This window comes from Isoptericola aurantiacus (assembly GCF_044769875.1).
GTDB lineage: Bacteria > Actinomycetota > Actinomycetes > Actinomycetales > Cellulomonadaceae > Isoptericola > Isoptericola aurantiacus.
This window is the reverse complement of sequence record NZ_JBJBAE010000003.1, coordinates 278,543-302,448: the sequence shown is the minus strand read 5'-3', so window position 1 is coordinate 302,448 and position 23,906 is coordinate 278,543. Positions and strand designations below refer to the sequence as shown.

Sequence of the window (23,906 nt, the reverse complement as noted above, 5' to 3'; positions counted from 1 at the left end):
CCCTACAAGTGGCGCCCCGTCGGCAGGAGCGCCCGTAGGCTGGTGGGCGTGTCCGCCATGAGTGATCTGATCGCCGAGCACGCCGACATCCCGGGCGGGGACGTCGAGTGGCTCCATCTGCTGGTCGGGGACTGGCAGATCGTCTCCGACCTCGCGTTCGCCGACCTCGTGCTCTGGCTGCCGACCAGCGACGGCCGGTTCGTCGCCGTCGCCCAGTGCCGGCCCAGCACCGGGGCCACCGTCCACTACGACGACGTCGTCGGTTCGCTGGCGCCCGAGGGGCAGCTGGGCCAGCTCGCCGCGGCCATGGCCGAGATGCGGGCGCAGCGGTCCCGCGAGCCGCGATGGTTCGGTGCCTACGCCGTCCGGGAGGAGGCCGTGCCCGTCGTGCACGACGGGCGGGCGATCGCCGTCGTCGCGCGCCAGACGAACCTCGGCTCGGGCCGCACGCCGAGCCGCCTCGAGCTCAACTACGTCGAGTCGGCCGACGACCTGCTGGCGATGATCGCCCGCGGCGAGTACCCCTCGCCGAACGCCGCGACCGGGCCCCGGCGCGGCGCCCCCCGCGTCGGCGACGGCCTCATCCGCCTCAACTCCGAGGGCGAGGTGCTCTACGCCAGCCCCAACGCCCTGTCGTGCTTCCACCGTCTCGGGGTCATCGGGCCGCTGGTGGGCCAGTCGCTCGTCGAGGTGACGGCAGGCATCGCCGAGCAGCAGGACGCCGTCGACGAGTCGCTGCCGCTGGTCGTCATGGGACGGGCTCCCTGGCGCACCGACATCGAGGCGGGACGCGTCGCGCTCTCCCTGCGGGCGCTGCCGCTGACCGACCACGGCCAGCGGATCGGTGCGGTGCTGCTGTGCCGCGACGTGTCCGAGCTGAGGCGCCGTGAGCGCGAGCTCATGACCAAGGACGCGACCATCCGGGAGATCCACCACCGGGTGAAGAACAACCTCGCCACCGTCGCCGCGCTGCTGCGCCTGCAGGCGCGGCGGATGGAGGTTCCCGAGGCCCGTGCCGCCCTCGAGGAGGCGATGCGCCGCGTCGCGACGATCTCGTTGGTGCACGAGTCGCTGTCGCAGACCATCGACGAGCACGTCGAGCTGGACGACATGCTCAAGAGGGCGCTGCGGCTCGCCGCCGACGTCGCGTCCACCCGGACCAAGGTCGGCACCCGGCAGAGCGGTTCGTTCGGGATGGTGCCGGCCCAGGACGCGACCCCGCTCGCACTGGTCCTCACCGAGCTGGTGACCAACGCCGTCGAGCACGGGTTCCCCGGGCGCGAGTCCGGCACGGTCTCCATCGACGTGGAGCGTGAGGGCAAGGCGCTGCAGGTCGTCGTCGCGGACGACGGCGTCGGGATGCAGGACGGCATCGACGAGCTCGGGCGCGCCTCACGCAGCGGGCTGGGCTCGCAGATCGTCAAGACGCTGGTCGTCAACGAGCTGCGGGGCACCATCGACTGGCGACCGCGGGAGGGCGGCGGCACCGAGGTGATCGTCGACGTGGAGCTGCGCGACGTCGACCACCGCTGACGGCGCGGGCGCTTCCGTCCGACGTCCGGCTGCGGACGCGAGAACGCTCCCCCGCTCGGCAGGAGCGGGGGAGCGTTCTCGACGGGTCGCGCGGCGGGTGCGTCAGCCGGCGCGGCGGGCCCGGGCGGTACGGCGCTTGAGCGCGCGACGCTCGTCCTCGCTCATGCCGCCCCACACGCCGGCGTCCTGACCGGACTCCATCGCCCACTTCAGGCAGGTGTCGACCACGTCGCAACGACGGCACACCGCCTTGGCCTCCTCGATCTGCATCAGCGCGGGGCCGGTGTTGCCGATGGGGAAGAAGAGCTCGGGGTCCTCGTCGAGGCAGGCAGCCTTGTGACGCCAGTCCATGGTCATCTCCTCAGTAGTGGGCCCGGCGGAGCCAGGCGCGCGGGCGCGCCAGCGGCAGCCCTTCCGGGTCCGGTTCGTCCAGGGGGGTTCGGAATCTGAGATCAAGACTCACACCTCGTGAAGCCGCGCACAAGGGGTTACCGACAGATTTCTGCGGCGTGAACCCTGAGGGTTTCATCACACTGCACAAAGATGCTGGTGGGACGTATCCTGCGTGACATGGCTGGTGCGCACGACGTCGACCCGGCGTCGGGCGGCGATTCCCCGCGCCGCGTCGACAAGCCCCCGGCGGTGCTCGTGGCCGTCCTCGCCGCCGTCGGGCTGGAGGGCGTCGCGCTGACGGCCTTCGCCGGTGCCGTGGTCGTCGGCCTGCTGCGCGGGCAGGCGCAGAGCCTGGGACTCAGTCTCTTCGTCGTGTTCTTCTTCGTCGGCCTGGCCGTGCTGCTCGTGCTGTGCGGGCGCGCCCTGTGGCGCGGGCGCCGTGGTGGACGCGCGCCGGTCGCCGGCTGGCAGCTGTTCCAGGCGCTGGTCGGCATCGCGCTGCTCACCGCCGGGACGCCCGTGGCGGTCCTCGGCGGGCTCGCCCTGCTGCTGCTCGCCGCGAGCGTCCTCGTCGGGCTCATGACACGGCGGGTCGTCGAGCACACCGTCGGCTGACGGCCTCACACCGCCACCGTCTGCACCGGTACGGCCCGTCCCACCTGCACGAGCGCACCGCGACCCGGTCGTGGCGGTCCGGGCTCGGCCACCTCGCTCAGCGGTACGCCGAAGACGTCGTCGGCGCCGCGTTCGCCGGCCGCCAGGACGACGCCGGTGCGCAGACCCCGCAGCTCGGCCAGCGGCCCTCGGTGGGCCATCAGCGCCGACTGCACGGTGCAGGCGGCGACCAGGGACACCGCGCCGTCCGTCCCGAGGGACCCGAGCCGGTCGACCTCGACCGGGCACGACTGGGCCAGGGCGTCCAGATCGTCCACCACCACGACGGGACGGCCCTCGACCCCGGCTCCCTCCGTGCCCGAGGACCCGCAGGTGTGCCGTCGCACCAGCTCCTCGACCAGTGCGCGCACCGCGGACGGGGCGTGGGTGCCGGCCGCGGCGGTCCCGGCGTCGGACCGCAGGTCGGGGTCGCGCGCGAGGACGGCCGCCAGGACACCTCGCTGCGCGGCCCCCCGGGCGATCGCGCGCAGGAGGGTGGTCCGGCCCGACCCGCGGGGTCCGGCCACCAGCGCGCCGCCGGCCACCTCCAGGCGGACCGGGTCCGCGCCGTCGCCCCCGACACCGATGACGATCCCGGTCCCGGCCCGGCTGCTCTCGAGCTCCTCGGCCTCGACGTCGACCCGGAGCACCCGGTCCGGCAGCGGCCGCACGACGACGGGCGCGACGTCCGGTGCGAGCCCCGGCCGGTCGGTCACCGGGTCGCCGGGCAGCAGCACCTGGCAGGTCGGTGGCTCGTCCGAGCACAGCCACGCGCCTCGTCCCGGCGGGCCGCCCCGGCCCGCCAGGGCGGACGGTGCGCCGAGCATCACGTCGGCGTGCTGGTCGGTGCTGAGGAGGATCAGCCGTGGTCCCGTCCGTGCGGCGAGGCCACCCACGGAGGCGGAGTCCGAGGTCACGGCGAACGCTGCGGGGGCGTCGGCGAGCGCGGTCGTCAGCGGGTCCCACGGTTCGGCGCCCGCGAGCGCGGCACGCAGCTCGGCCACCCCGTCGACGACGACGAGCGTCGGCGCTCGGCCGGCGTGCCCCCGTGTGAGCAGGTGCAGCAGACGCCGAGCCCGCCGTGGGTCCTCCGGCCCCGCGAGCGTGCCGAAGCACGGGTGGTCCGCCAGCCGGGCGAACCGCGGTGCCGCCGACGCCGGGACGAGCGCGTGCACGTGCCGGCCCTGGTCCAGCGCCGCCGTCGCGAGCTGTTCGAGGGCCGTCGTGCGCCCCGAGCGGGTCCGGCCGAGCACCGCCAGGTGCCCGGCCTCGGGCCGCCAGTGCACCAGGGACCTGCGCTGGTGGTCCGGGTCCTCGGCCAGGGCCAGCGGGATCCCGCCCACGTGCCCCGTCGGCACGACGTCGGACGGCAGGGTCTCGCCGGTGACCCGCTCGGGCAGCGGGTCGAGCCACGGCGCCGGACCACGGTGATGCCCGATCCGTGCGGCGGCACGCCGCACCGCCGCCACGGTCGCGGCCACCGGGTCGGCCGGCACCGGACCCCGGGAGGGCCCGGCCGGCGTCGGGCCCGGACCCTCCCGACCTGTGCCGCCGTCGAGCTCGCCCCTGCCGTGGACGTCTCGGTCGCTCGTGGCGTCCGTGCCCGGCCGGTGCCCGTGCGGCACGCGCCGCACGACGGACTCGCCGCCGTCGGGAGCAGCGCCCGCGTGCGCGCACTGCAGCACCACCGGGGGCGCCGCGCCGACCCGCAGGACGGCCCGTCCCGGGCGGTCCACGGGGATGCGTGCGGCCGCGGCGGTCTCCACGACGTCGTGGGAGTCCGCGGTGTCCACGACGCGCAGCGCGATGCGGGTCGAGACGTTGGCGCGCACGTCCGTGCTCACGGCACCGGCCGGACGCTGCGTGGCCAGCACCAGGTGCACACCCAGCGACCGACCCTGCGCGGCGACGCGCAGCAGCCCGGGCAGGAACTCGGGCAGGTCGTCCGCCAGGGCGCGGAACTCGTCGATGACGACCACCAGGCGGGGCAGCGTGCCGGGCGGGGCGTCGTCGAGCGCCGCCGCACGGTGCTCGGCCAGCACGCGCTCGCGACGGCGGAGCTCGGCGCGCAGACCGGCCAGGGCACGGCCGGCCAGACCGGCCTCGAGGTCGGTGACCTGCCCGACCACGTGCGGCAGGTCGGCGCACCGGCCGAAGGACGCCCCGCCCTTGAAGTCGACGAGGGCGAGGGCGAGGTCCGCGGGCGAACGGGTCAGCGCCAGCCCGAGGACGAGCGACTGCAGCAGCTCCGACTTCCCGGCACCCGTGGTGCCCGCGACGAGCAGGTGCGGACCGTCGGCGACCAGGTCGACGGTGACCGGCTCCCCGGCGGCGTCCCGGCCGAGCGGCACCGCCCACCCGGTCGCGGCGGCCCACCGACGGCCCGGGTCGTCGGCCGGGACGAGTCCCGCCAGGGGCACGGTCGCCGGCAGGCGGGGGTCGGTCGGGTCGGTGGCGTCGGTGCCGGACGGGGCGGCGAGCCCCGGACCCCGGCGCTCCGCCTCCTCGAGGTCGCCGAGGCACCGGGACAGACCGCGCAGGCCCGCCAGCCGGCGTGCCGTCCGCTCCGCCCACGCCTCCGTCACGCCCGTGGGAGCCACCAGCGTGTCGGTCCCGTCGGGAGCCGTGCGCAGGGCCCGCCCGTCCGGGAGCAGGCGCAGCACGGCCCGGCACCAGGCGGGCGCCGCGGGTTCCGGTGCACCGGGTCCGGCGTCCGGCAGGCACAGCACGACGACGTCGCCCCGCCGGGCGGCGGCGTCCGCCGCGGCGCGCGAGTCCGCGTCCGGGCCGTCGACCACCAGGACGACGGGGTCCGGGTCGCGGCTGCCCGCGGCCGGTGCCTCGGCCGACCACCGGGCCCAGGTCCAGGCGTCCCGTCGGGTCCCGGCCACGGCGACCCTCGCCCCCGCCGCGGCGAGATCGACGACGACGGCGCGCGCTGCGGCGCGGACCGGGTCGGCGGCGCCGCGCACGGCGAGTGCGCCGTCGGGGAGCAGGTCGCGGGGACGGGTCGCCGGACCGCTGTCCGCCCCACGTGCCGCCGAGCGTGCGGCGCGCACCTCCAGCGACCGTCGCCACGCGCCGTCCGAGGCCTGGTGGGCGGCCACGACGCGCAGCGCCGTCCGCGCGGGGTCGGTGCCGGCGGGCGGGACGGCGGTACCGGCCGCCGGCTCGCTGCCGGCCCGGCGTCGTCGGCGCGCGGCCAGCACCTGGGGGATCAGCGCGACGACGGCCACCACCGAGAACAGGGCGTACAGCGGTTGGCGGAACGCGACGGCCAGCGCCACGGAACCGATCACGGGTACCAGCCCGGTGGCCAGCACGGCCGGCCCGGGAGCCGGCGCGGCCGGGGGGTCGGCGGTCTCGGCCGCGAGCCAGGCAGCGACGTCGCCGGAGGCATGCAGCGCGTATCGCGTCCCGGCGACGTCCAGCAGCGTGCCGACGTGCCACCGTCGCGGCAGGAGACCGAGGCGACGTCGGCGCGCTCGCGGCCGGCCGGCCGCCCCGTCGGCGGGGCGCACGAGCACCGGGGTCCGGCCGCGCGGTGTCCCGCGGGACGCCGAGACGGCGGGGGAGCGGCGCACCCGGACCCGGTCACGGGCGTCGACCCGGACGGTCACGGCATCGGCCGCGGGGCCGAGGCGGAGGGGGGCTCCCGGGACGAGCGGTGACGGCTCGCCGGCGGCGGGGCCGGTCGCGGCCGCGACGAACCGGCGGCTGCGCAGCGCCGCGACGTCCGGTGCCGCACCTGCGGGACCGCTGGTGGGCCGCACCGTGCGCAGGACCGCTCCCGGCAGCAGCGGCCGCAGCCCGACCCGGGCGTCGTCGCCCACCGGGGCGCCGTCCGCCGTGAGACCGCAGTGCAGCAGCTCGGGCCGACGGGCCAGCTCGGCCAGCGCGGCGCGCAGGTCGCCGAGGCGAGCGCCGGCGGGCAGCTCGACGTCCTCGTCGGGGTGCAGGGTGAGACGGACGGGCATGCGCACCAGGGTGCCGCCGTCGTGCCCCCACCCGCAGGTGCTGTCCACAGCCCTGTGCACAACCGCGAGATCGACGCACCCGGACCGAGATCGACGCACGGTACGTCGATCTCGGAACGGGTCCGTCGATCTCGCGGCAGGGGGTGAGCGCCGGCTACTCGGTCGCGAGCGCCTCCACCGGGGAGGCCTTCAGCGCGGTCCGCGCCGGGGCCACCGAGGCGACCAGTCCCGCCACCAGCGCCACCAGCAGCACCAGCGCGACGTCCCGCCACGGGACCGCGAGCGTGACGTCGCCCATGATCCCCAGCGCGGCCGCCGACCCCGCCCAGCCGTACACCAGCCCCAGCGCGATGCCGAGGACCGCGCCGACCCCGGCGATGAGCAGCCCCTCGATCGCCAGCATCCCGCGCAGCTGGGCCTTGGACAGCCCGATCGCCCGCAGCGTGGCCGACTCCTTGCGCCGCTCGATCACCGACAGCGACAGCGTGTTCGCCACCCCGATCAGCGCGATCACCACCGCCACCGCCAGCAGCCCGACGACGATGCCGAGCAGGGTGTCGATCACGCGGTCGAACGCGGCACGCTCCACGGCCACGCCCATCACCTGGGCGGCCTCGCCGGAGTCCGCGACGACGTCCTGGATCGTCCCGACCGAGGCGACGGCGTCCGTCGGGTCCGCCAGGGACAGGTACATGCCGGTCACCGCCGGATCCGTGTCCAGCGCCGCCAGGTCCGCGGCCGCGAGGTAGGTCGTGGCCGCACCGGGCGCGCCGACCGCGACGGTGAACGTCCCGGTCCCGTCGGGGCCCGCCAGCGCCAGCGCGTCGCCGTCGGCGAGCCCGAGGTTCTCGGCCTCGTAGGAGCTCAGCAGCACCGTCCCCGGTGCCAGCCCCGCCACGACGTCCGGAGCGTTGAGCACCGTCCGTGCGGCCTGCGGGTCGACGGCCGACACCGTCACCGACCAGGCGTCCCCGGACGTGCCGGGTTCGGCCGCCACGACGTCCCCGTCCGGGGACAGCACCAGCTCGGGCGTCGTCAGCGTCAGCTCGGTCACGTCCGCGACCGCCGCCACGCCCTCCGTCCCGGCCACCCGGGTGCGCAGGTCGTCGGACAACGCGACCGCGCCGTCGTCGTCCCACGCCGTGCTGGACACCAGCACGTCCACGGGGAACTGCTCGTCCAGCGCGGCCGTCAGCGACGTCCGCGCGCTCGCCGCGCCCGTGGACATCATCGCCACGAGCGTGACACCGATGAGCAGGGCGGTGCTGGTGGTGGCGGTGCGCCGCGGGTTCCGCAGCGTGTTCGCCGCGGCGAGCCGCGCCGTCGGACCCGAGGCACCGACCAGCCGCCCGGCCGCCGCCGCGACCTTCGGCAACCAGAAGACCGCGCCGACGGCCACGCCGACGAACGACAGGGCGCCGCCGGCCACCCCGGCCAGCAGACCGGCCGTCGGGTTCTCACCCACCGTGCCCAGCGCGGCACCGCCGCCCAGCAGGGCGAAACCGACCACGGCGGCCAGGAGGGAGAGCACCAGCCGGACCGTGCCCGCGCGGCGGGACGCCGACGGCACGTCCGACGGACGCAGCGCCGCCAGCGGTGCGACGCGGGTGGCGACCCGCGCCGGCACGAGCGCCGCCCCGACGGTCACGAGGGTGCCCACGGCGACCGGGACCACGACGACCTGCCAGGTGATCGTGACCGTGTCCGGCAGCGGGACGGGCACGTCCAACGCCTGGGCGACCCACAGGGCGCCCTGCCCGAGCACGGTGCCGACCACCACCCCCGCCACCGACGCGACCAGCCCGAGGATCGCGGCCTCGGTCAGCACGCCCCGCGCCACCTGGGCCTTGTCCGCCCCGACGCAGCGCAGCAGCGCCAGCGTCCGCGCGCGCTGGGCGACGAGCACCTGGAAGGTGTTGGCGATGACCAGGCCCGCGACCACCAGCGCGATCGCCGCGAAGGTCAGCACGAAGATCAGGAACATCAGGTCCTGGCCGCCGGTGAAGTCGGCGGCGACCTCCGCGGCCCGCTCGTCCGTGGGGACCACCCAGCGGGCGCCCTCGGTGCTCGTGGTCCCGCCGACCTGAGCGGCCAGCGCGGACTGCACGGCGGCCACGTCCGCGCCCGGGGCGAGCGCGACGGCGACCTCGACCGTCCCGGGATCGTCCCCGACCTCGGCCGCCTGCCACGCGGCGAACGTCCCGGCGTCGACGACGGCGGCGCCGTCGGTCTGCGAGTACGCCCCGTACGGGTCGTCCAGCAGCCCGACCACGGTGGGCTGCTCGGTGACCTGCTCCCAGGACCCGTCCGCGGCCGTGACGTCACGGCGGACGTCGACCGTGTCCCCGAGCCCGACCCCGAGCCGGTCGGCCACGGGGGCCGGCAGGGCGATCTCGTCGTCGCCGGCCGGCATCGTCCCGTCGGTGACCTCCAGCGGCATCAGCCGGTCGTCCGCCGTGGGGACGACGTTCTGGTACACGGTCCGCGAGCCGCTGGACATCTCGGCGTACGTCGAGGACATCGGGGCGACGGCGGCGACGCCGTCCACCGCCGCGAGCGCGTCGACGTCCCGCACCGGGTCGTCCTGGGTCGCGCCGACCACCAGGTCGGCGTCCGCGTACCGGGCGGCGATGGAGTCGTAGGTGGTGCGTGTGATGACACCGCTCGCCAGCAGCGTGGCGGCGACGAACGCGGTGCCGATGACCACGGCGAGCCCCGCCGCGGACAGCCGTCCCAGGCTGCGGCGCATCTGCGCCCAGGTGATCCGGAGCATCAGGCACCCGCCTGGGTGCCGCCCGCGGGCACCGGGGCCTCGAGGGACCGCAGCGCGTCCAGCCCGGCCAGCACGGCCTCGGGCGTGGGGTCGGTGATCTCCCCGGCGATGCGGCCGTCGGCCAGGAGCACGACGCGGTCCGCGTAGGCGGCGGCCGTCGGGTCGTGCGTGACCATGATGATGGTGCGGCCCAGCTCGCGCACCGAGCGGCGCAGGAAGCCCAGCACCTCTGCCCCGGAGCGGGAGTCCAGGTTGCCGGTGGGCTCGTCGGCGAACACGACCTCGGGCTGGGCGACGAGCGCGCGGGCGATGGCCACGCGCTGCTGCTGACCACCGGAGAGCTCGCCCGGCCGGTGGGTCAGGCGCTGCTCCAGGCCCAGGGTGCTCACCAGGGTGTCGAGCCACGCCGCGTCGGCCGACGCGCCCGCCAGGTCCAGCGGCAGCGTGATGTTGTCCCGCGCGCTGAACATGGGCAGCAGGTTGAACTGCTGGAACACGAAGCCCACCCGGTCGCGCCGCAGCCGCGTCAGCGCCTTGTCGCCGAGCGCCGTGACGTCCGTCGACCCGAGGAACGCCTGCCCGCTCGTGGCGCTGTCCAGGCCGGCGAGCAGGTGCATGAGGGTGGACTTGCCCGAGCCGGACGGGCCCATGATCGCGGTGAAGCGACCGGCGGCGAAGTCGACGTCGACGCCGTCCAGGGCCCGGACCTGCGCCGCGCCCTTGCCGTAGGTCTTGGTGAGCGAGCGGGCACGGACGGCGGGGAGGGCTTCACCGCCGGGCCGGTGGCCCGCCGGTGCCTCGGGGGCGCCGCTGGCGCCGTCGTCGATCGGGACGAACACGGTGGTGTCCACGGAGTCTCCACGGTGGGTGCTGGCGGCTCCCGGGCGGGGAGCTCGATGACAGCCACGACGTTACGGAGCGCGCGTCCCGGCGTCGTCGGCCCGGGGGCTGGTCCTGGGCGCCGTCCAGGTCATCCCCAGGTATGACCCGCTCCCGGGGACGTCCCGGGGGGCTGCTCGGTCTGCTGGTCAGGGTCGTCGGGAGCCGCGTCGTCGGAAGCCGCGTCGTCGTGCTCACCGTCCACGGCGTCGTCACCCAGGCACAGCGCACGGCGGAGCGCGGCCCGCCGACGCCGTCCCCTCCTCGCGTCGGCGAGGGCGAGCAGGAGTGCTGCGGCCGGCAGTGCGGCCACCGTCCAGGGCCGGGGCAGCCCGATGGGCACGGAGACCTGCGGAGCCGCCAGCAGGACGCCCAGCGTGACCGGGGCGAGCACGGCGAGGAGCCGGGCGGCGGACACCGCGGCACGCCGGCGGCCCAGCAGGTCGGCGGCGACGGCGTCCGGCAGCCGGCGTGGCGCGCCGTCGGCCACCCACCGGGCGACCACCCGCTCCTGGCGTGCGCGCTCGACGAGGCGGGCGGCCAGGACGGTGAGGAGCAGGGCCGTGGCCGCGACGAGCAGGACCGTCACGGAGACGCTCGCGGCGTCCATGCGCGCCTCGCCGAGCGCGCCGAAGCCGCGGGGCTCGCAGCGGCGGCAGGGTCGGCGCACGACGACCGGGACGAACCACAGGACCACCGCCACGATCTGCGTCGGCACGGCGATCCAGAGGGCGACCCCCAGCCACCGTGTCCACCGGGTGCGCCACCCGGCGGGGAGGTCGCTCGCGGGTGCGGCGTGCCGCCGTCGCGTCGCGAGCTCCTGCGCCGCATCCGCGGACGGGCCGCGCTGTGCACGGAACGTGCTGACCCGGTCGGACCAGCGGGCGGCGCCGCGGCGCAGCGGGGCCCGTACGGCGAGCCACAGCCCCACGAGGCCGGCGCACCCGAGAAGGGGTGGCGTCGTCGCGTCGGCGCCGCCGACCGTCACGAGCACCAGGACGATCCCCGCCCCGGCGGCGCACACGCCGAGAGTCGCGACGAGCCGGCCGACGATCTCCGTCGGGCCGGGTGCGAGCCGTGCCACGGCCGAGGCGAGGGCGACGTCCGCGGGGCGCTCGGCCAGGTCACGTTCCAGGCGGGGGAGCAGCACCGACCGTTCCAGGGCGGCGAGCAGGGGCCAGACGACGGCGACGCCGCCGGCGCCGGCGAGCGTCACACCGGCCCAGGTGCGGGCGAGCAGGTCGAGGTCAGCCGCGAGGTCGCCCGCCGGCAACGCCTCCTCGGCGAAGACCCCGAGCACCAGCGCGGCCCCCAGCGCCACGGCGACGCCCCACGCGAGCCCGACGACGACGTGGCGGACCGCCCGGAGCACCAGGGACGGGCCGTCCGGCTCGACGAGGCGTGGTTCGGAGGGACCGACCCCTGCGGGCACCGAGGCCGTCACCGCGTCCGCCCGCCGTCGTCGTCGGGGGACTCCAGACGTCCCCGGACCAGCACGAACACGGCGCCCGACAACAGCAGCCCGGCGACCACCACGACCCAGACGGAGGCCGGGCCACCCACGAGCTCCGCGATCAGGACGCGGCTCTGCGAGGTCGGGTCGGCCAGCACGACGGCGACGAATCCCGCCACGACGGCGATCACCAGTCCCGTGACGACCCGCTCCCACCGCCGGTCCATCCGGGAGTGGTCCATGACCCGCCGCCCGGCCCGCACGATGTGCCGGGCGCGCAGCAGCCGCAGGGCGCCGACGGCCCGGACGAGCCGCAGGAGCTGCGTCGGGCCGATCGCCAGGACGGCCGAGACGACGATGGCCAGGGTCACCAGCACCAGCCACCGGTGCTCGCGCACCCAGCGGCGCTTGTCCCGCGAGACGACGAAGAGCACCACCGTCTCGCCCAGGAGGACCGCGCCGGTGAGCAGGCTGCCGACGGTCCCGACGGTGGCGTAGGGCTCGTCGAGCAGCGTGAGCCACACCGCGGGGACCGACACGAGCGCCGCCACGATCACGGGCCAGGCGAAGCGCTGCTCCCACCGGGACTCGGCCTGGTCCACGTCCGGATCGTCGTCGACGGACAGGGAGACCTCGGGGCGCACCGCACCAGGGTAGTGGGCCGGGCGGCCCGTCCGGGAGCCCAGCGGCTCAGGAGCCCGGTCGCACCAGGCCCGTCTCGTAGGCGGCCACCACCGCCTGCACGCGGTCGCGGGCCCCGAGCTTGGCCAGCACCCGCCCCACGTGCGTCTTGACGGTCGCCTCGGCCACGAACAGCTCCGCGGCGATCTCGGAGTTGGACCGTCCCCGCGCCATGAGCACGAGCACCTCGCGCTCGCGGTCGGTGAGCGCGGCGAGCGCCTCCCGGCGCGGCTCCGCCGCGGCGTCGGGCAGCACCGTGACCAGGTGCTCCAGGAGCCGCCGGGTGGAGGACGGCGCGATGACGGCGTCCCCGCGGTGCACCGTGCGCACGGCGGCGAGCATCTCCTCGGGCGGGGCGTCCTTGAGCAGGAACCCGGAGGCTCCGGCCCGGATCGCCTCCAGCACGTACTCGTCGAGGTCGAACGTGGTCAGCACGACCACGCGCGGGTGGTCCGCCGTGGCGGTGAGCCGCGCGGTGGCGGTCAGTCCGTCCATGGTGGGCATGCGCACGTCCATGAGCACGACGTCCACGGCGCGGCCGGCGAGCAGGCGCAGCGCCTGCTCGCCGTCGGACGCCTCGACGACGACGGTCAGGTCGGGCTGGGACTCGATGACCATGCGGAACCCGGCGCGCACCAGCTCCTGGTCGTCCACCAGGGCGACGCGCACCGGCCCGGCGTCCGGCGGATGCGCCGTCATGCGGTCTCCTGGGGCTGTGCGGGACCGCCGGTCCGGCCGGCCGGCGGCGCCGCGGCGGGCACGGGCATCGTGAACCGTACCCGCCAGCCGCCGCCGGGCCGCGGACCGGCCGTGAGCGTGCCGTCGAACATCGCGGCGCGTTCGCGCATGCCGAGCAGCCCGTAACCGGCGGCGGTGTCCTCGGTGGCCGCGCCCCGGCCGTCGTCGGCGACCTCCACGGTGACGGACTCCGGTTCCCAGCGGAGCACCACCGTCACGCGCGGGTCGGGCCCGGCGTGCTTGCGCACGTTGGTGAGCGCCTCCTGGGTCACCCGGTGCAGCGTGACCCCGGCTCCTGGCGGCAGCCGGCGCGACGTGCCCACGCGGACGAGGGACACCCGGGTGCCGGCCGCGCGTGCCTGGGCGACGAGCGCGTCGAGCTCGGCGTCGTCGGGCTGCGGAGCGAGCGGGGCGGGGGACGACGGCGGCACGCGGGGCGCCGGCGCGGTGGCGGCGGCGCCCGTGGTGACGCCGCCCGTGGTGGCCGCGCCGTCCGCGCCCGGGGCGCCGTCGGGGGAGTCGTCGTCGCGCAGCACGCCGAGCAGCCGACGCATGTCGGCCAGGGCGGCCCGACCCGTCTCGGAGATGACGCCGAGCGAACGGACGGCGGCGTCGGGGTCGGCGGCGGCGGCGTACCGTCCGCCGTCCGCCTGGGCCACCACGATGGACAGCGAGTGGGCGACGATGTCGTGCATCTCCCGGGCGATGCGGGCGCGCTCCGCCGCGGTGGCGATGCGGGCCTGCTGGTCACGTTCGACCTCGAGCCGTTCGGCGCGGTCGCGCAGGGCGTCCACGGTGACGCGGCGGTAGCGGCGCGTCAGGCCGAAGGCCCAGACGGCCAGGGCGATCGATCCCATGAGCACCGCGCTGGGCAGCAGGTCGACGACGGTGTCGAGGCTGCCGGCGCCGTACGGCCCCACGGACGACACCACCGTGAAGAGCAGGCATCCGGCGCCGGTCGACCCGATCGCGGTGAGGTGGGCCCAGCGTGGCCCGTGGACCGTCACGGAGTACAGGGCGACCAGGACGGCCAGGTCGGCGGGCAGCAGCAGGGGGTAACCGGCCAGCAGGTGGGCGAGGGCCACGGCGTACACGGCGACCGCCGAGGCCACCGGACGGACCCGGCGCCAGGCCAGCGGTGCCGCCAGGGCGACCGCCCAGAGCATCGCGCCGCCGCGACCCGCCGTGACGTACCGGAAGACGTCGGCGCTCGTGGCGGCCACGAACAGGGCGAACAACGCGGCCCCGAGCGCGTCCACGGTGAACCGGTGGTGCTCGAACCACCCGGTGACGCGCGCGAACCAGCCCATGCCGCCCAGCGTAGGCACCGCCGGTGTCCCCGCGCGTCCCACCCCAGGGGGACGTGACATGCGACCTCAGAGTGACGACCACGTCGTGTCGCGACGTGCCGACACCAGGCATGATGCCGCTAGCATGAGGGAATGACCCACGTACTTCTGGCCGAGGACGACCCGGCGATTGCCGAGCCTTTGGCGCGGGCTCTCACACGTGAGGGTTACGACGTCGTCGTGCAAGGAACTGGTCAAGGCGCGATCGACCATGCCGGCGACGCGGACATCGTGGTCCTGGACCTCGGTCTGCCGGACGTCGACGGCCTCGACGTCGCCCGGGAGATCCGGGGCCGCGGGCTGACCACACCCATCCTCGTGCTGACGGCGCGGGCGGACGAGGTCGACCTGGTGGTCGGCCTGGACGCCGGGGCCGACGACTACGTGACGAAGCCGTTCCGCCTGGCCGAGCTGCTCGCGCGCGTGCGGGCGCTGCTGCGCCGCACCCACGGCGAGGCCACGGAGGACGACGAGCTGCGGGCCCAGGACGTCCGGGTGGACGTCTCGGCCCACCGGGCGTTCCAGGGTGAGCGGGAGCTGCACCTGACGACCAAGGAGTTCGACCTCCTGCGAGTGCTCGTGGGCAACGCGGGTTCGGTCGTGGTGCGGGACACCCTGATGCGGGACGTGTGGGGCTCGGACCCCGTCGGGTCCACCAAGACGCTGGACATGCACGTGTCCTGGTTGCGCCGCAAGCTCGGCGACGACGCCAACTCGCCGCGCTACGTCTCCACCGTTCGGGGCCTGGGCTTCCGGTTCGAGCTCGGTCAGCAGGCCTGAGGTCCGGTGCGCCGTCGCGTCCTGCTGGCGACGATCTCGGCGGTCGCCGTCGCAGTGATCCTCCTGGGCGTCCCGCTGGGCCTGTTCACGGCCCGCTACGTCGTCGCCAGCGAGGAGCAGCGCATCTCCGACCGCGCCAACACGTTCTCCGCGACGGTCGACCGCGTCGTCGAGAACGAGGAGCGGCCGACGGACGAACAGCTCGAGCACGCCGCCCAGGGTCGCTCCGGCGACCTGCCGGCGCGGGTCACCGTGAGCCTGCCCGACGGCGAGCAGCTCATGTACGGCGAGGTGCTCGACCCCCCGACGATCGTCAAGGCCACGGAGGCGGGTGACAGCCGCGCCTGGGTGTCCCTCGAGGTCTCCGCCTGGAGCGTGTACGTCAAGGCCGCGCAGATCGTGGCGCTCGTGGTCGTCGCGGGGGTCGTCGCCATCGGAGCCGGGGTGGCGATGGCGGTCTGGCAGGCCAACCGGCTCTCCGCGCCGCTGGTGTACCTGGCGGCGTCGGCCGAGCAGCTCGGGTCCGGCCAGGTACGGCCCAGCCTGGAGCCGTCGGGCGTGGAGGAGATCGACCTCGTCGCCGCCGAGCTGGCCCGCAGCGCCGACCGCCTCGCGGGGCGGCTGGCCGCCGAGCGGCAGTTCACCCAGGACGCCTCCCACCAGCTGCGCACGCCCCTGACGGCGCTGACGATGCGGCTCGAGGAGATCATGATGACCTCCGACGACGACGGCGTGGTCGAGGAGGCGCGGGTCTCGCTGGAACAGGTGGAGCGGCTGGTCACCGTCGTGGACGATCTCCTGGCCACGTCCCGGCGCTCCACGGGCGGGACCACGGAGGCGGTGGTGCTGCTCGACGTCGTGCGCCAGCAGCACGAGGAGTGGGCGGACACCTTCGCCCAGGCGAAGCGTGCGCTCGTCGTCGACGTCGCCGCCGAGCATCGTGTCCTGGCCACCCCGGGGGCGCTCGCCCAGGTCATCGCCACCCTGCTCGAGAACTCCCTGAAGTACGGCGACGGCACCACGACGGTGCGGTCCAAGCCGTCCGGGCCGAAGGGCGCCGTCGCCCTCGAGGTGACCGACGAGGGGCCCGGTGTCCAGGACGACATCGCCCCCCGCATCTTCGACCGCGGTGCCTCGTCCGGCGGGAGCACGGGCCTCGGTCTCGCGCTCGCCCGAGACCTCGTGGCGGCCGACGGCGGGCGGCTCGAGCTCGCGCAACGGCGCCCGCCGGTCTTCCGCATCTTCCTCGTCGGGGTGCCGCGGACGCTCGACCCGAGCATCGTGCTGCCGCCCGGGACCACCATCTCCTCCCGAGGCCGCCGGCGCGGCTGGCTGCACCACGACGAGCGCGCGTGACGGGCTCTCAGCCCTCCCCGCGGAACACCACCGTGCGGTACAGGACGTACCGGAAGATCATGGCGAGCACCAGACCGACGCCCTTGGCCGCGACGTTGTCCGCGAGGGCGGAGTCCAGTCCGAGCACGTAGCGGGAGAACGCCAGGCAGGCCGACGTGATCACGACGCCGCCGACGTTCACCGCCGCGTACTCCAGCAGCTCGCGGACCCTGCGCCGGGTCCGGCGTGCCGAGAAGGTCCAGTACCGGTTCCCGAGCCACGACACCACGGTCGCGACGGCCGTGGCGATGACGTTGACGGTCACGGGCTTGTGCGCGAGCACGTCGACAGGACCGTGCAGCATGAGGTTGAACACGGTGAAGTCGACGACGAACGCCAGGGCGCCGATCGTGCCGAACCGGAGCAGCTCGACCCGCTGCCGCCAGACCGCGGCGGCCAGGCGGTTCGGCCACGCCCCCCGGCGGGGGGTGGCCGGTGCGGGGGCGTCGGGCATGTGGGCCAGCCTAGCGGCCGTGACCGGCGACGGCGGTGAGCCGGCGGGCGGCTGCTCCCGGCGGGCCGGTATCCTCGTGGCCCGTGACGTCTCCCTCCGCCTCCGCCGTTCCCCCCGTCGTCGCCGTCGTCGGCGGCGGGCAGCTCGCCCGCATGATGGCACCGGCCGCCGCCGAGCTCGGCGTCCACCTGCGTGTCCTGGTCGAGGACCCGACGACGGCGGCGGCCCAGGTCGTGGTCGACGCCCCGGTCGGTGCCGCGAGGGACGAGGCCGCGCTCCGTGCCCTGGTCGAGCCCGACGGCGGTGCTCGGGCCGACGTGCTGACCTTCGAGCACGAGCACGTCCCGAACGCGCTGCTCGCCGACCTGGTCGAGGCCGGCGTGCCCGTGCGGCCCGGCCCGCACGCCCTGGTGCAGGCGCAGGACAAGATCGTGATGCGTCGCCGCCTCTCCGCTCTCGGCGTGCCGTGCCCCCGCTGGGCGGCCCTGCCCTCCGAGCCGGCCGACGCCCGCGCCGCGCTCGCCGAGTTCCTCGCCGGTGCGCCCGGCGGCGAGGCCGTGGTCAAGACCGCCCGCGGCGGCTACGACGGCAAGGGGGTGCGGGTCGTCACCGGCGCCGAGCAGGTGGACGACTGGATCGCCGCGCACGTCGACGGCGGCCCGGAGCTGCTCGTCGAGGACAAGGTCCCGTTCGTGCGCGAGCTGGCCGTCCTGGTCGCACGCCGCCCGTCCGGCGAGGTCCGCACCTGGCCGGTCGTCGAGTCGATCCAGCGCGACGGCGTGTGCGCCGAGGTGATCGCGCCGGCGCCGGACCTCGGCGTGGAGGTCGCCGAGCAGGCCCGGGACGTGGCCGTGCAGGTCGCCGACGGGCTCGACGTGACGGGCGTCCTCGCCGTCGAGATGTTCGAGGTGCCGACCGCCGAGGGCGGGACGCAGGTGCTCGTCAACGAGCTCGCGATGCGACCGCACAACTCCGGCCACTGGACGATCGACGGCGCGATCACCAGCCAGTTCGCCCAGCACCTGCGTGCCGTCCTGGACCTGCCGCTGGGCGCGACGGAGCCGACGGCCCGCTGGACCGTGATGGCCAACGTGCTCGGCTCGTCGCTGGACCGGCTCACCGACGCCCTGCCCGCGCTCGGCGAGCGGTTCCCCGAGGCCCACGTCAACCTGTACGGCAAGGGCATCCGCCCGGGCCGCAAGCTGGGACACGTCAACGTCAGCGGCGACGACCTGGACGAGGTCCGGCGTCGTGCCCTGGCCGCGGCCGCACTGCTGCGCGGCGAGGACGTCGCGACCCCCGAGAACCGCGAGGAGCACTGATGAGCGACAACCAGCCCGTCGTCGGGATCGTCATGGGGTCGGACTCCGACTGGCCCGTCATGGAGGCGGCGGCCGACGCGCTCGAGGAGCTCGACGTCGCCTGCGAGGTCGACGTCGTCTCCGCCCACCGGATGCCGACCGAGATGATCGACTACGGCCGCGGAGCCGCGGATCGCGGGCTGCGGGTGATCATCGCCGGCGCCGGGGGAGCGGCGCACCTGCCCGGCATGCTCGCCGCCGTCACCCCCCTGCCCGTCGTCGGGGTGCCCGTCCCGCTCAAGCACCTGGACGGGATGGACTCCCTGCTCTCGATCGTGCAGATGCCGGCGGGTGTGCCGGTCGCGACGGTGTCGATCGGCGGCGCCCGCAACGCGGGCCTGCTGGCGGCGCAGATCCTCGGCGCCGGGACCGACCCGGAGTCGACGGCGCTGCGGGAACGGATGGTGGCGTTCCAGGCCGATCTGCGCGACGTCGCCCACGCGAAGGGCGAGCGGCTGCGGGCTGCGCGGGCGGGCCGCTGATGCGGGTCGAGGCGAGCCGGACCGGCGCGCGGTCGCGCTCACGCGCCCCAGGGGGCGCTCCGCTTCCGGTCTGACGACCGTGCGCCGGTCCGGCTCTCCTCGACCGTGGGGCCCGCTCTCAGAGGCCGCCGACGGTGGTGCCCGGCTTGAGGTCGCCGTCGGCCATCTTCGCCCAGAACTTCTCGGCGTCGTCGGAGAGCAGGACCGTGGACCCCACCCCGGTGCCGGGGTCGTAGCCCGGGTCGGCGATCGGCGGTGTCCCCGTGACACCGTCGGGTCCGGTGGCCTGCTTGAAGGCCAGCGCGAGCCGGCCGAGATCCACCATGCCCGTGTCCTCGTCCACCAGGAGCGCGTCGGTGCCCGCTTCCACGAGCTGGACCTGGTTCACCGGGTTGAGCAGCACGCTCGGCTGCACGACCTTCTCCGAGACCGCGGCGATGACCTGTCGCTGGCGCTCGGCCCGTCCGATGTCGCCCTTCGGGTCGGAGTAGCGCATGCGCGAGAAGGCGAGCGCCGTGGCGCCGTCGGCCTCGTGGCAGCCCGACTTCCAGACGAGCTCGGACTTCGGGTCGTCGACGTCGTAGTCGAGGCAGAGCTCGACGCCGCCGACGGCGTCGACCAGCTCTTCCAGGCTCCCGAACCCGACCTCGGCGTAGTGGTCGACCGTCAGGCCGGTCAGACCCTCGACCGTCTCGACCAGCAGGGGCGCACCGCCCCAGGCGTAGGCGGCGTTGATCTTGTTCATGCCCTCGCCCGGGATGTCCACGTACGTGTCCCGCGGGATCGAGATCAGCGCGGTCGGGCCGTTGGAGGGCTTGTGCAGCACCATGATCGTGTCCGTGCGGGCCCCGGAGGTGCCGTCGTTCACCCCTCCGGTGCCGCGCCTGTCCGAACCGGCGAGCAGGTAGGTGGTGCCCGGGGTGTTCGCCGCGCCGGACAGTGCGTCGGTGTGCTCGATCTTGCCGTTGGCCCAGATGACGAGGCCCACGGGCCAGGCCAGCAGCAGCACGAGGACCAGGCAGAGGATCAGCACGGCCACACGCCCCTTGCGCACCCGGATGCCGCCGTCGCCCGTGCCCCGGGCGGGCGCGGCCTGCGACGGGGCCGGGCGCTGCGGGGCCACCCTGGTGCCGGTGACGCCGCGGGACGGCGCGGGCTGCTGCGACGGCGGTCGCTCGGCGTTGCGGCGGGTGCTGCCCACGGCGGGAGCGTAGGACTGGGGACGGCGGTTCGGGGTGGCCGGGCGCCGTTCCGGCTGGACCGGGATCTCCCGTGACGACTGGCGGCGCACCCGCGGCTCGCGACCCTCCAGGGGGACGGCGTCGTCGCGGCGACCCACCCGGGGCGGCCGGGCGGGGCTGCTGGAGCCACCCACCGAGATGGCGTCGCCGTCCCGCTCGGGACGGGAGCTCCGCCCGCCGGAGGGCGTGAAGCTCGGGGGGATGCGCCGGTCGTCGCTCATGCCGCTCACCCGCAGACCGAGGTCACGTCGGCACCGGTGAAGGCCTCCGCGCCCGCCTCGCGCGTCCTGGTCGGGCTCGGTTCGTCGGCGGCGTCCTGGTCGTCCCCGGTGTCGGTGGCCTCCGTCGGGTCGTCCGTCGCCGTCGCCCCGTCCGTCGTCCCGGAGTCCTCCGAGGAGGCGTCGTCGCCCGACTTCTTCGTGTTCTTGCCGGACTTCTTCTCGGTCTCGATGGCGTCGCTCAGCGGCTTGTCGTCCCGCAGGCTGTCGAAGACCGCGGGCGCCTCGTCGGTGAGCACCACGTTGTTGGGGTTGGACGGGTCGTACTGCCAGGGGACCGTCATGAACGCGATCGTCTCAGGTCGCAGACCGCGGGCGCTGTACGCCAGACCGGTGAGTCCCTGGATCGAGGCGAGGTTGCTGCTCATGGTCAGCGATCCGGTGACCGCCCGCAGGAACTTCAGCAGCTTCGGGGAGTCGGTGAGCAGGTTCTGTCCCAGGACCGTGCGGGACAGCGCCGCCATGAGCTCCTGCTGGCGGGCGATGCGGCCGATGTCGGACCCGTCCCCGAGCCCCTCGCCGGTCCGGGCGCGGGCGTACTTGAGCGCCGTCGCGCCATCGAGGTTCTGGACGCCGGCCTGCAGCTCCAGGTGACCCGCCTTGGCCGAGGAGACGTCGTTCGGGATGCAGAGCTCGACGCCGTCCAGGGCGTCGATCATGTCCTCGAAGCCGGAGAAGTCGATGACGATGAACCCGTCCATCCGGACGTCGGTGATCGTCTCGACCGTCTTCATGGTGCACAGCGCGCCGGACTCGACGTCGTCGCCGTACAGCACACCCTGGGCGAACGCGGCGTTGAACTTCACGCCGTACAACGCCGGCGTCTCCGCGCCGGAGGAGGTCGGGCAGCTCGGGACGTCGATGGTGGTGTCGCGGGGGATCGACATGAGCTCGACCCGGGAGCGGTCCGCCGCGATGTGCATGATCATCGTGGTGTCGGAGCGGGCGCCCTCGGTGCCGTCGCCGACCACCTCGGCGTTGTCCCCGCCCCGGGAGTCGGAGCCGAGGAGCAGGATGTTGAGCGCCTCGCCGGCCGACGGGTCGGACGGCGGCTCCTTCGTGGGCCGATCGGTCCCGAGCGCGGCCTCGGCGTCGACGGCGTCGATGTTGTTCGTCAGGGTGACGGCGGCGGTGGCGGCACCGACGCAGCCGAAGGCGAGCACGGCCGTCATGACCAGCCCGATCGCGCGCAGCACCGGGTGCTGCGCCCGTGCACGGGCGTGCGACGGTCCCGTGACGGGTACGCGTCGCGGGGCGACGTGGCGGGCGGGCGAGGCTTTCACGGTAGGTGAGCATAGATGCCTCGGGCGGTCTGTCTGCGGCGTCCGCGGGCCGAGGAGGTAGAGGAACTGTGTGGGTCAGAGCCTCGAACCCGTGGGGAACTGCCGTTTCGTGACCTTCAGGATCTCGTGGACGGTGGGGTGCGACCCGCCGTTGAGCACCCGCGCGCGATACCTGGTCACGGGGTGCAGCACGCCGTCCTTGATCAGGTATCGCTGATCATGGCCTCTCTCTCGGACGAAGACGGTGTCGTCCTCGGCGCGGATCGTCCGCGGCAGCTGCTTCATGAGTCCCTTGCCCCAGTCCTGGGTCACGGCGGTGGGGCGGACGTGCCCTGTGCCGTCGATGCGGACGAGCCGGTCGAGGGCGAGGACGAACTCCCTGCCGTTGGCTCGCCGTATCACTCCGGTGGTCGACGGCACGTGCCGGATGCGTGCGATGCTCCTCCGGTCGAGCTCGCCCTGGACGATGCCGGCCAGTGGCGTGTCGTGGCGGAGGCCGGGTCCCAACGAGCCGTGGCTGCCGCGGACCGTCACGAGGCTGCGGTCTCCGGAGGACCGATCGATCACGATCACGCCTCCCCGCAGGACCGGCTTGCCGTAGGGCACGAGGTCCAGGGCGCTGCGCGCCATGCCGACTCGCGTGCTGACCTTGTCGTTGCGCTGGAGCGCGAGGTCGTCGAACGCCTGCCGTTTCTCGCCCCCGTCCACCCAGTACAGGCGTCCGTCCGGGGTCTGGACGGTGTGGCGCAGGCGACCTCCACCGGGCACGGCGTCCCACCGGGACGCGGAGACGGGCAGGGCGTCGGCACAGCGCCCGCCGTAGGCCCGGACCATGGAACAGGTCGCGATGTGCTTGCGACCGTTCTCGTACAGCGCCAGCCGCCCGCGCGGGTCCGTGACGAAGGTGCCGTCGGGAACGTCCAGGGTCGTGTTCTGCCGGGCCTGGGCGCGCCGTCGGATCTCGCCGAGGCGCTGGTACAGGTTCCGGCCGGGGCAGGCGGTGGACGCGACGTCGCGGTGCCCGAAGATCCGGTTCAGGCGGGTGCCCTCGATGACGGCCGTCCCGGAGGCCGGCACGCCGTGCCGGGCGAGCTTCCACGCCGCGAGGTTCACCACGGCGCTCACGGCCGCGTTCGACGGCGTGGCGGTCTCGTAGTTGCCGAGCATCGAGATCCCGGTGGTGCTCGCGTTGAACCCGAGGGCGTGACCACCGATCGTCTGGCGGGAGATGCCGCCGGCCCGTCCTTCCCAAACGCGGCCGAACTTGTCGACGAGGAAGTTGTAGCCGATGTCTCCCCAGCCCCGGGTCCTGGCGTGATAGGCGTAGATGCCGCGGATGATGCCGGGCACCTGACTCCTGGTGTAGGAGTTCGTCCCTGCGGTGTGGTGGATCGCGGCTCCGCGGACGTCGCCCTGACGCGGGGTCCACGTCATGATCGACTCGTCCGCACCCCAGGCCGCACGGGAGGCGATCGCAGGTCGGCCGGGCACCCCGAAGGACACGGCGGCGCCGCTTCCCGAGTACTCCTCGGGGACCGCGACGTCGTCGTCCGCGGCGGAGGTTCCCGGATCGACGACGGAGAGCTCGAGATCGCGGACGGTGCCCGCCGCAGGTCCGGTGACCCGGGCCTGGACCTGGGCGACGTCACCCACCACGACGGCCTCGGTGCCGTCGATCGTGCCCTGGGGGGACGGCTCGACGGCGATCTCCTCCCAGGCGGACCAGGCGGGGTCGGTCGCACGGTCGCCGGTGGTCCGGATCTCGACGACCACGCCGTCGGGGTCGTCGAGGTCGCCCTGCCAGGTCACACCGGCCACCCCGAACCCGGTGACCGCAGCGGTGGCGACCAGCTCGGGTTCTTCGGGGTCGGCCGCCGCACGGTCGGCGTCGTCGGAGGTGTCCCCGCGCCGTGACGACGGTGCGGGAGCGGCGTCGGCCTCCTCGAACGTCGTCTCGCGCAGGCTCGGCGCGACCGGCTCGGGGTCGCTCCCGGACGGCTCGGCCGGGGCGTCGTCCGTGTCGACCGGCGAGGCAGCCGCCGCCGAGTCCGCCGGGACGACCGGCACGGGCATGGCGCCGGCGGACGCCGGGACGGTCAGGGAGAGCACGAGGAGGCCGACGACGGAGCCGCTGACGGCGGCGTGCCGCGAGATGTGGCGTGTCACACACGGCACGCTACGGCCGGGCAACCGTCGGTGCAG

At 75.1% G+C, this 23,906-nt stretch carries 18 protein-coding genes; 6 read left to right on the top strand and 12 right to left on the bottom strand.

The window, feature by feature from the left end:
- The first annotated feature begins 57 nt into the window (after positions 1–57).
- Positions 58–1,533 (top strand): sensor histidine kinase, encoded by a 1,476-nt coding sequence (locus ACIQLL_RS11290; RefSeq protein WP_402467439.1) that lies wholly within the window; start codon positions 58–60, stop codon positions 1,531–1,533.
- 102 nt (positions 1,534–1,635) lie between these two features.
- Here ACIQLL_RS11290 and ACIQLL_RS11285 read toward each other — a convergent pair whose 3' ends face one another.
- The gene (locus ACIQLL_RS11285; protein WP_068204216.1) at positions 1,636–1,884 is read right to left on the bottom strand and encodes a WhiB family transcriptional regulator; all 249 of its coding nucleotides are present in this window, start codon (positions 1,882–1,884) and stop codon (positions 1,636–1,638) included.
- A 219-nt stretch (positions 1,885–2,103) separates the two neighbouring features.
- Here ACIQLL_RS11285 and ACIQLL_RS11280 point away from each other — a divergent pair, with 219 nt between their 5' ends.
- On the top strand, positions 2,104–2,541 hold the full coding sequence (locus ACIQLL_RS11280; protein WP_402466858.1) for a hypothetical protein: 438 nt from the start codon (positions 2,104–2,106) through the stop codon (positions 2,539–2,541).
- A 5-nt stretch (positions 2,542–2,546) separates the two neighbouring features.
- On the opposite strand, the gene ACIQLL_RS11275 is transcribed toward ACIQLL_RS11280, so the two are convergent.
- The 7 genes from ACIQLL_RS11275 to ACIQLL_RS11245 all read right to left on the bottom strand — a co-directional run bounded on the left by ACIQLL_RS11275 (position 2,547) and on the right by ACIQLL_RS11245 (position 14,391).
- Positions 2,547–6,557 carry an FtsK/SpoIIIE domain-containing protein gene (locus tag ACIQLL_RS11275; protein ID WP_402466856.1) on the bottom strand — a complete coding sequence of 1,337 codons (4,011 nt, stop codon included), beginning with the start codon at positions 6,555–6,557 and terminating at the stop codon, positions 2,547–2,549.
- A 154-nt stretch (positions 6,558–6,711) separates the two neighbouring features.
- Positions 6,712–9,330, bottom strand: coding sequence for an ABC transporter permease (locus ACIQLL_RS11270; protein ID WP_402466854.1), 2,619 nt, complete (start codon positions 9,328–9,330; stop codon positions 6,712–6,714).
- Positions 9,330–10,181, bottom strand: a complete 852-nt coding sequence (locus ACIQLL_RS11265; RefSeq protein ID WP_402466851.1) for an ABC transporter ATP-binding protein — start codon at positions 10,179–10,181, stop codon at positions 9,330–9,332. The genes ACIQLL_RS11270 and ACIQLL_RS11265 overlap by 1 nt, the downstream gene beginning before the upstream one ends.
- Before the next feature lie 119 nt (positions 10,182–10,300).
- Positions 10,301–11,641 (bottom strand): hypothetical protein, encoded by a 1,341-nt coding sequence (locus tag ACIQLL_RS11260; RefSeq protein WP_402466849.1) that lies wholly within the window; start codon positions 11,639–11,641, stop codon positions 10,301–10,303.
- Between the two features lie 8 nt (positions 11,642–11,649).
- Positions 11,650–12,306 carry a hypothetical protein gene (locus ACIQLL_RS11255; RefSeq protein WP_402466847.1) on the bottom strand — a complete coding sequence of 219 codons (657 nt, stop codon included), beginning with the start codon at positions 12,304–12,306 and terminating at the stop codon, positions 11,650–11,652.
- 46 nt (positions 12,307–12,352) lie between these two features.
- Positions 12,353–13,042: a response regulator gene (locus ACIQLL_RS11250; protein WP_402466845.1), complete on the bottom strand. Its 690-nt coding sequence runs from the start codon at positions 13,040–13,042 to the stop codon at positions 12,353–12,355.
- Positions 13,039–14,391, bottom strand: a complete 1,353-nt coding sequence (locus ACIQLL_RS11245) for a sensor histidine kinase (RefSeq protein WP_402466842.1) — start codon at positions 14,389–14,391, stop codon at positions 13,039–13,041. Before ACIQLL_RS11245 ends, ACIQLL_RS11250 begins: the two co-directional genes overlap by 4 nt.
- Before the next feature lie 132 nt (positions 14,392–14,523).
- On the opposite strand from ACIQLL_RS11245, the gene ACIQLL_RS11240 reads away from it, so the two are divergent.
- A complete protein-coding gene (locus ACIQLL_RS11240; RefSeq protein WP_402466840.1) occupies positions 14,524–15,210 on the top strand; it encodes a response regulator transcription factor in 687 nt (228 codons plus the stop codon).
- Between the two features lie 6 nt (positions 15,211–15,216).
- Positions 15,217–16,566, top strand: coding sequence for an ATP-binding protein (locus tag ACIQLL_RS11235; protein ID WP_402466838.1), 1,350 nt, complete (start codon positions 15,217–15,219; stop codon positions 16,564–16,566).
- A 7-nt stretch (positions 16,567–16,573) separates the two neighbouring features.
- Here the strand turns inward: ACIQLL_RS11235 and ACIQLL_RS11230 are convergent, their stop codons facing one another.
- Positions 16,574–17,059 carry a GtrA family protein gene (locus ACIQLL_RS11230; protein WP_402466836.1) on the bottom strand — a complete coding sequence of 162 codons (486 nt, stop codon included), beginning with the start codon at positions 17,057–17,059 and terminating at the stop codon, positions 16,574–16,576.
- Between the two features lie 152 nt (positions 17,060–17,211).
- On the opposite strand from ACIQLL_RS11230, the gene ACIQLL_RS11225 reads away from it, so the two are divergent.
- A complete protein-coding gene (locus ACIQLL_RS11225) occupies positions 17,212–18,381 on the top strand; it encodes a 5-(carboxyamino)imidazole ribonucleotide synthase (protein WP_402467436.1) in 1,170 nt (389 codons plus the stop codon).
- A complete protein-coding gene (gene purE, locus ACIQLL_RS11220) occupies positions 18,381–18,902 on the top strand; it encodes a 5-(carboxyamino)imidazole ribonucleotide mutase (RefSeq protein ID WP_402466833.1) in 522 nt (173 codons plus the stop codon). Before ACIQLL_RS11225 ends, purE begins: the two co-directional genes overlap by 1 nt.
- A gap of 118 nt (positions 18,903–19,020) precedes the next feature.
- Here purE and ACIQLL_RS11215 read toward each other — a convergent pair whose 3' ends face one another.
- From ACIQLL_RS11215 to ACIQLL_RS11205, 3 genes are all read right to left on the bottom strand, one after another.
- Positions 19,021–20,364 (bottom strand): LCP family protein, encoded by a 1,344-nt coding sequence (locus tag ACIQLL_RS11215; RefSeq protein ID WP_402466830.1) that lies wholly within the window; start codon positions 20,362–20,364, stop codon positions 19,021–19,023.
- Positions 20,365–20,369: 5 nt separating this feature from the next.
- Complete coding sequence (locus ACIQLL_RS11210) at positions 20,370–21,704, bottom strand: LCP family protein (protein ID WP_402466828.1); 1,335 nt, start codon at positions 21,702–21,704, stop codon at positions 20,370–20,372.
- A 75-nt stretch (positions 21,705–21,779) separates the two neighbouring features.
- Positions 21,780–23,870, bottom strand: coding sequence for a peptidoglycan recognition protein family protein (locus tag ACIQLL_RS11205; protein WP_402466826.1), 2,091 nt, complete (start codon positions 23,868–23,870; stop codon positions 21,780–21,782).
- Positions 23,871–23,906: the final 36 nt, after the last annotated feature.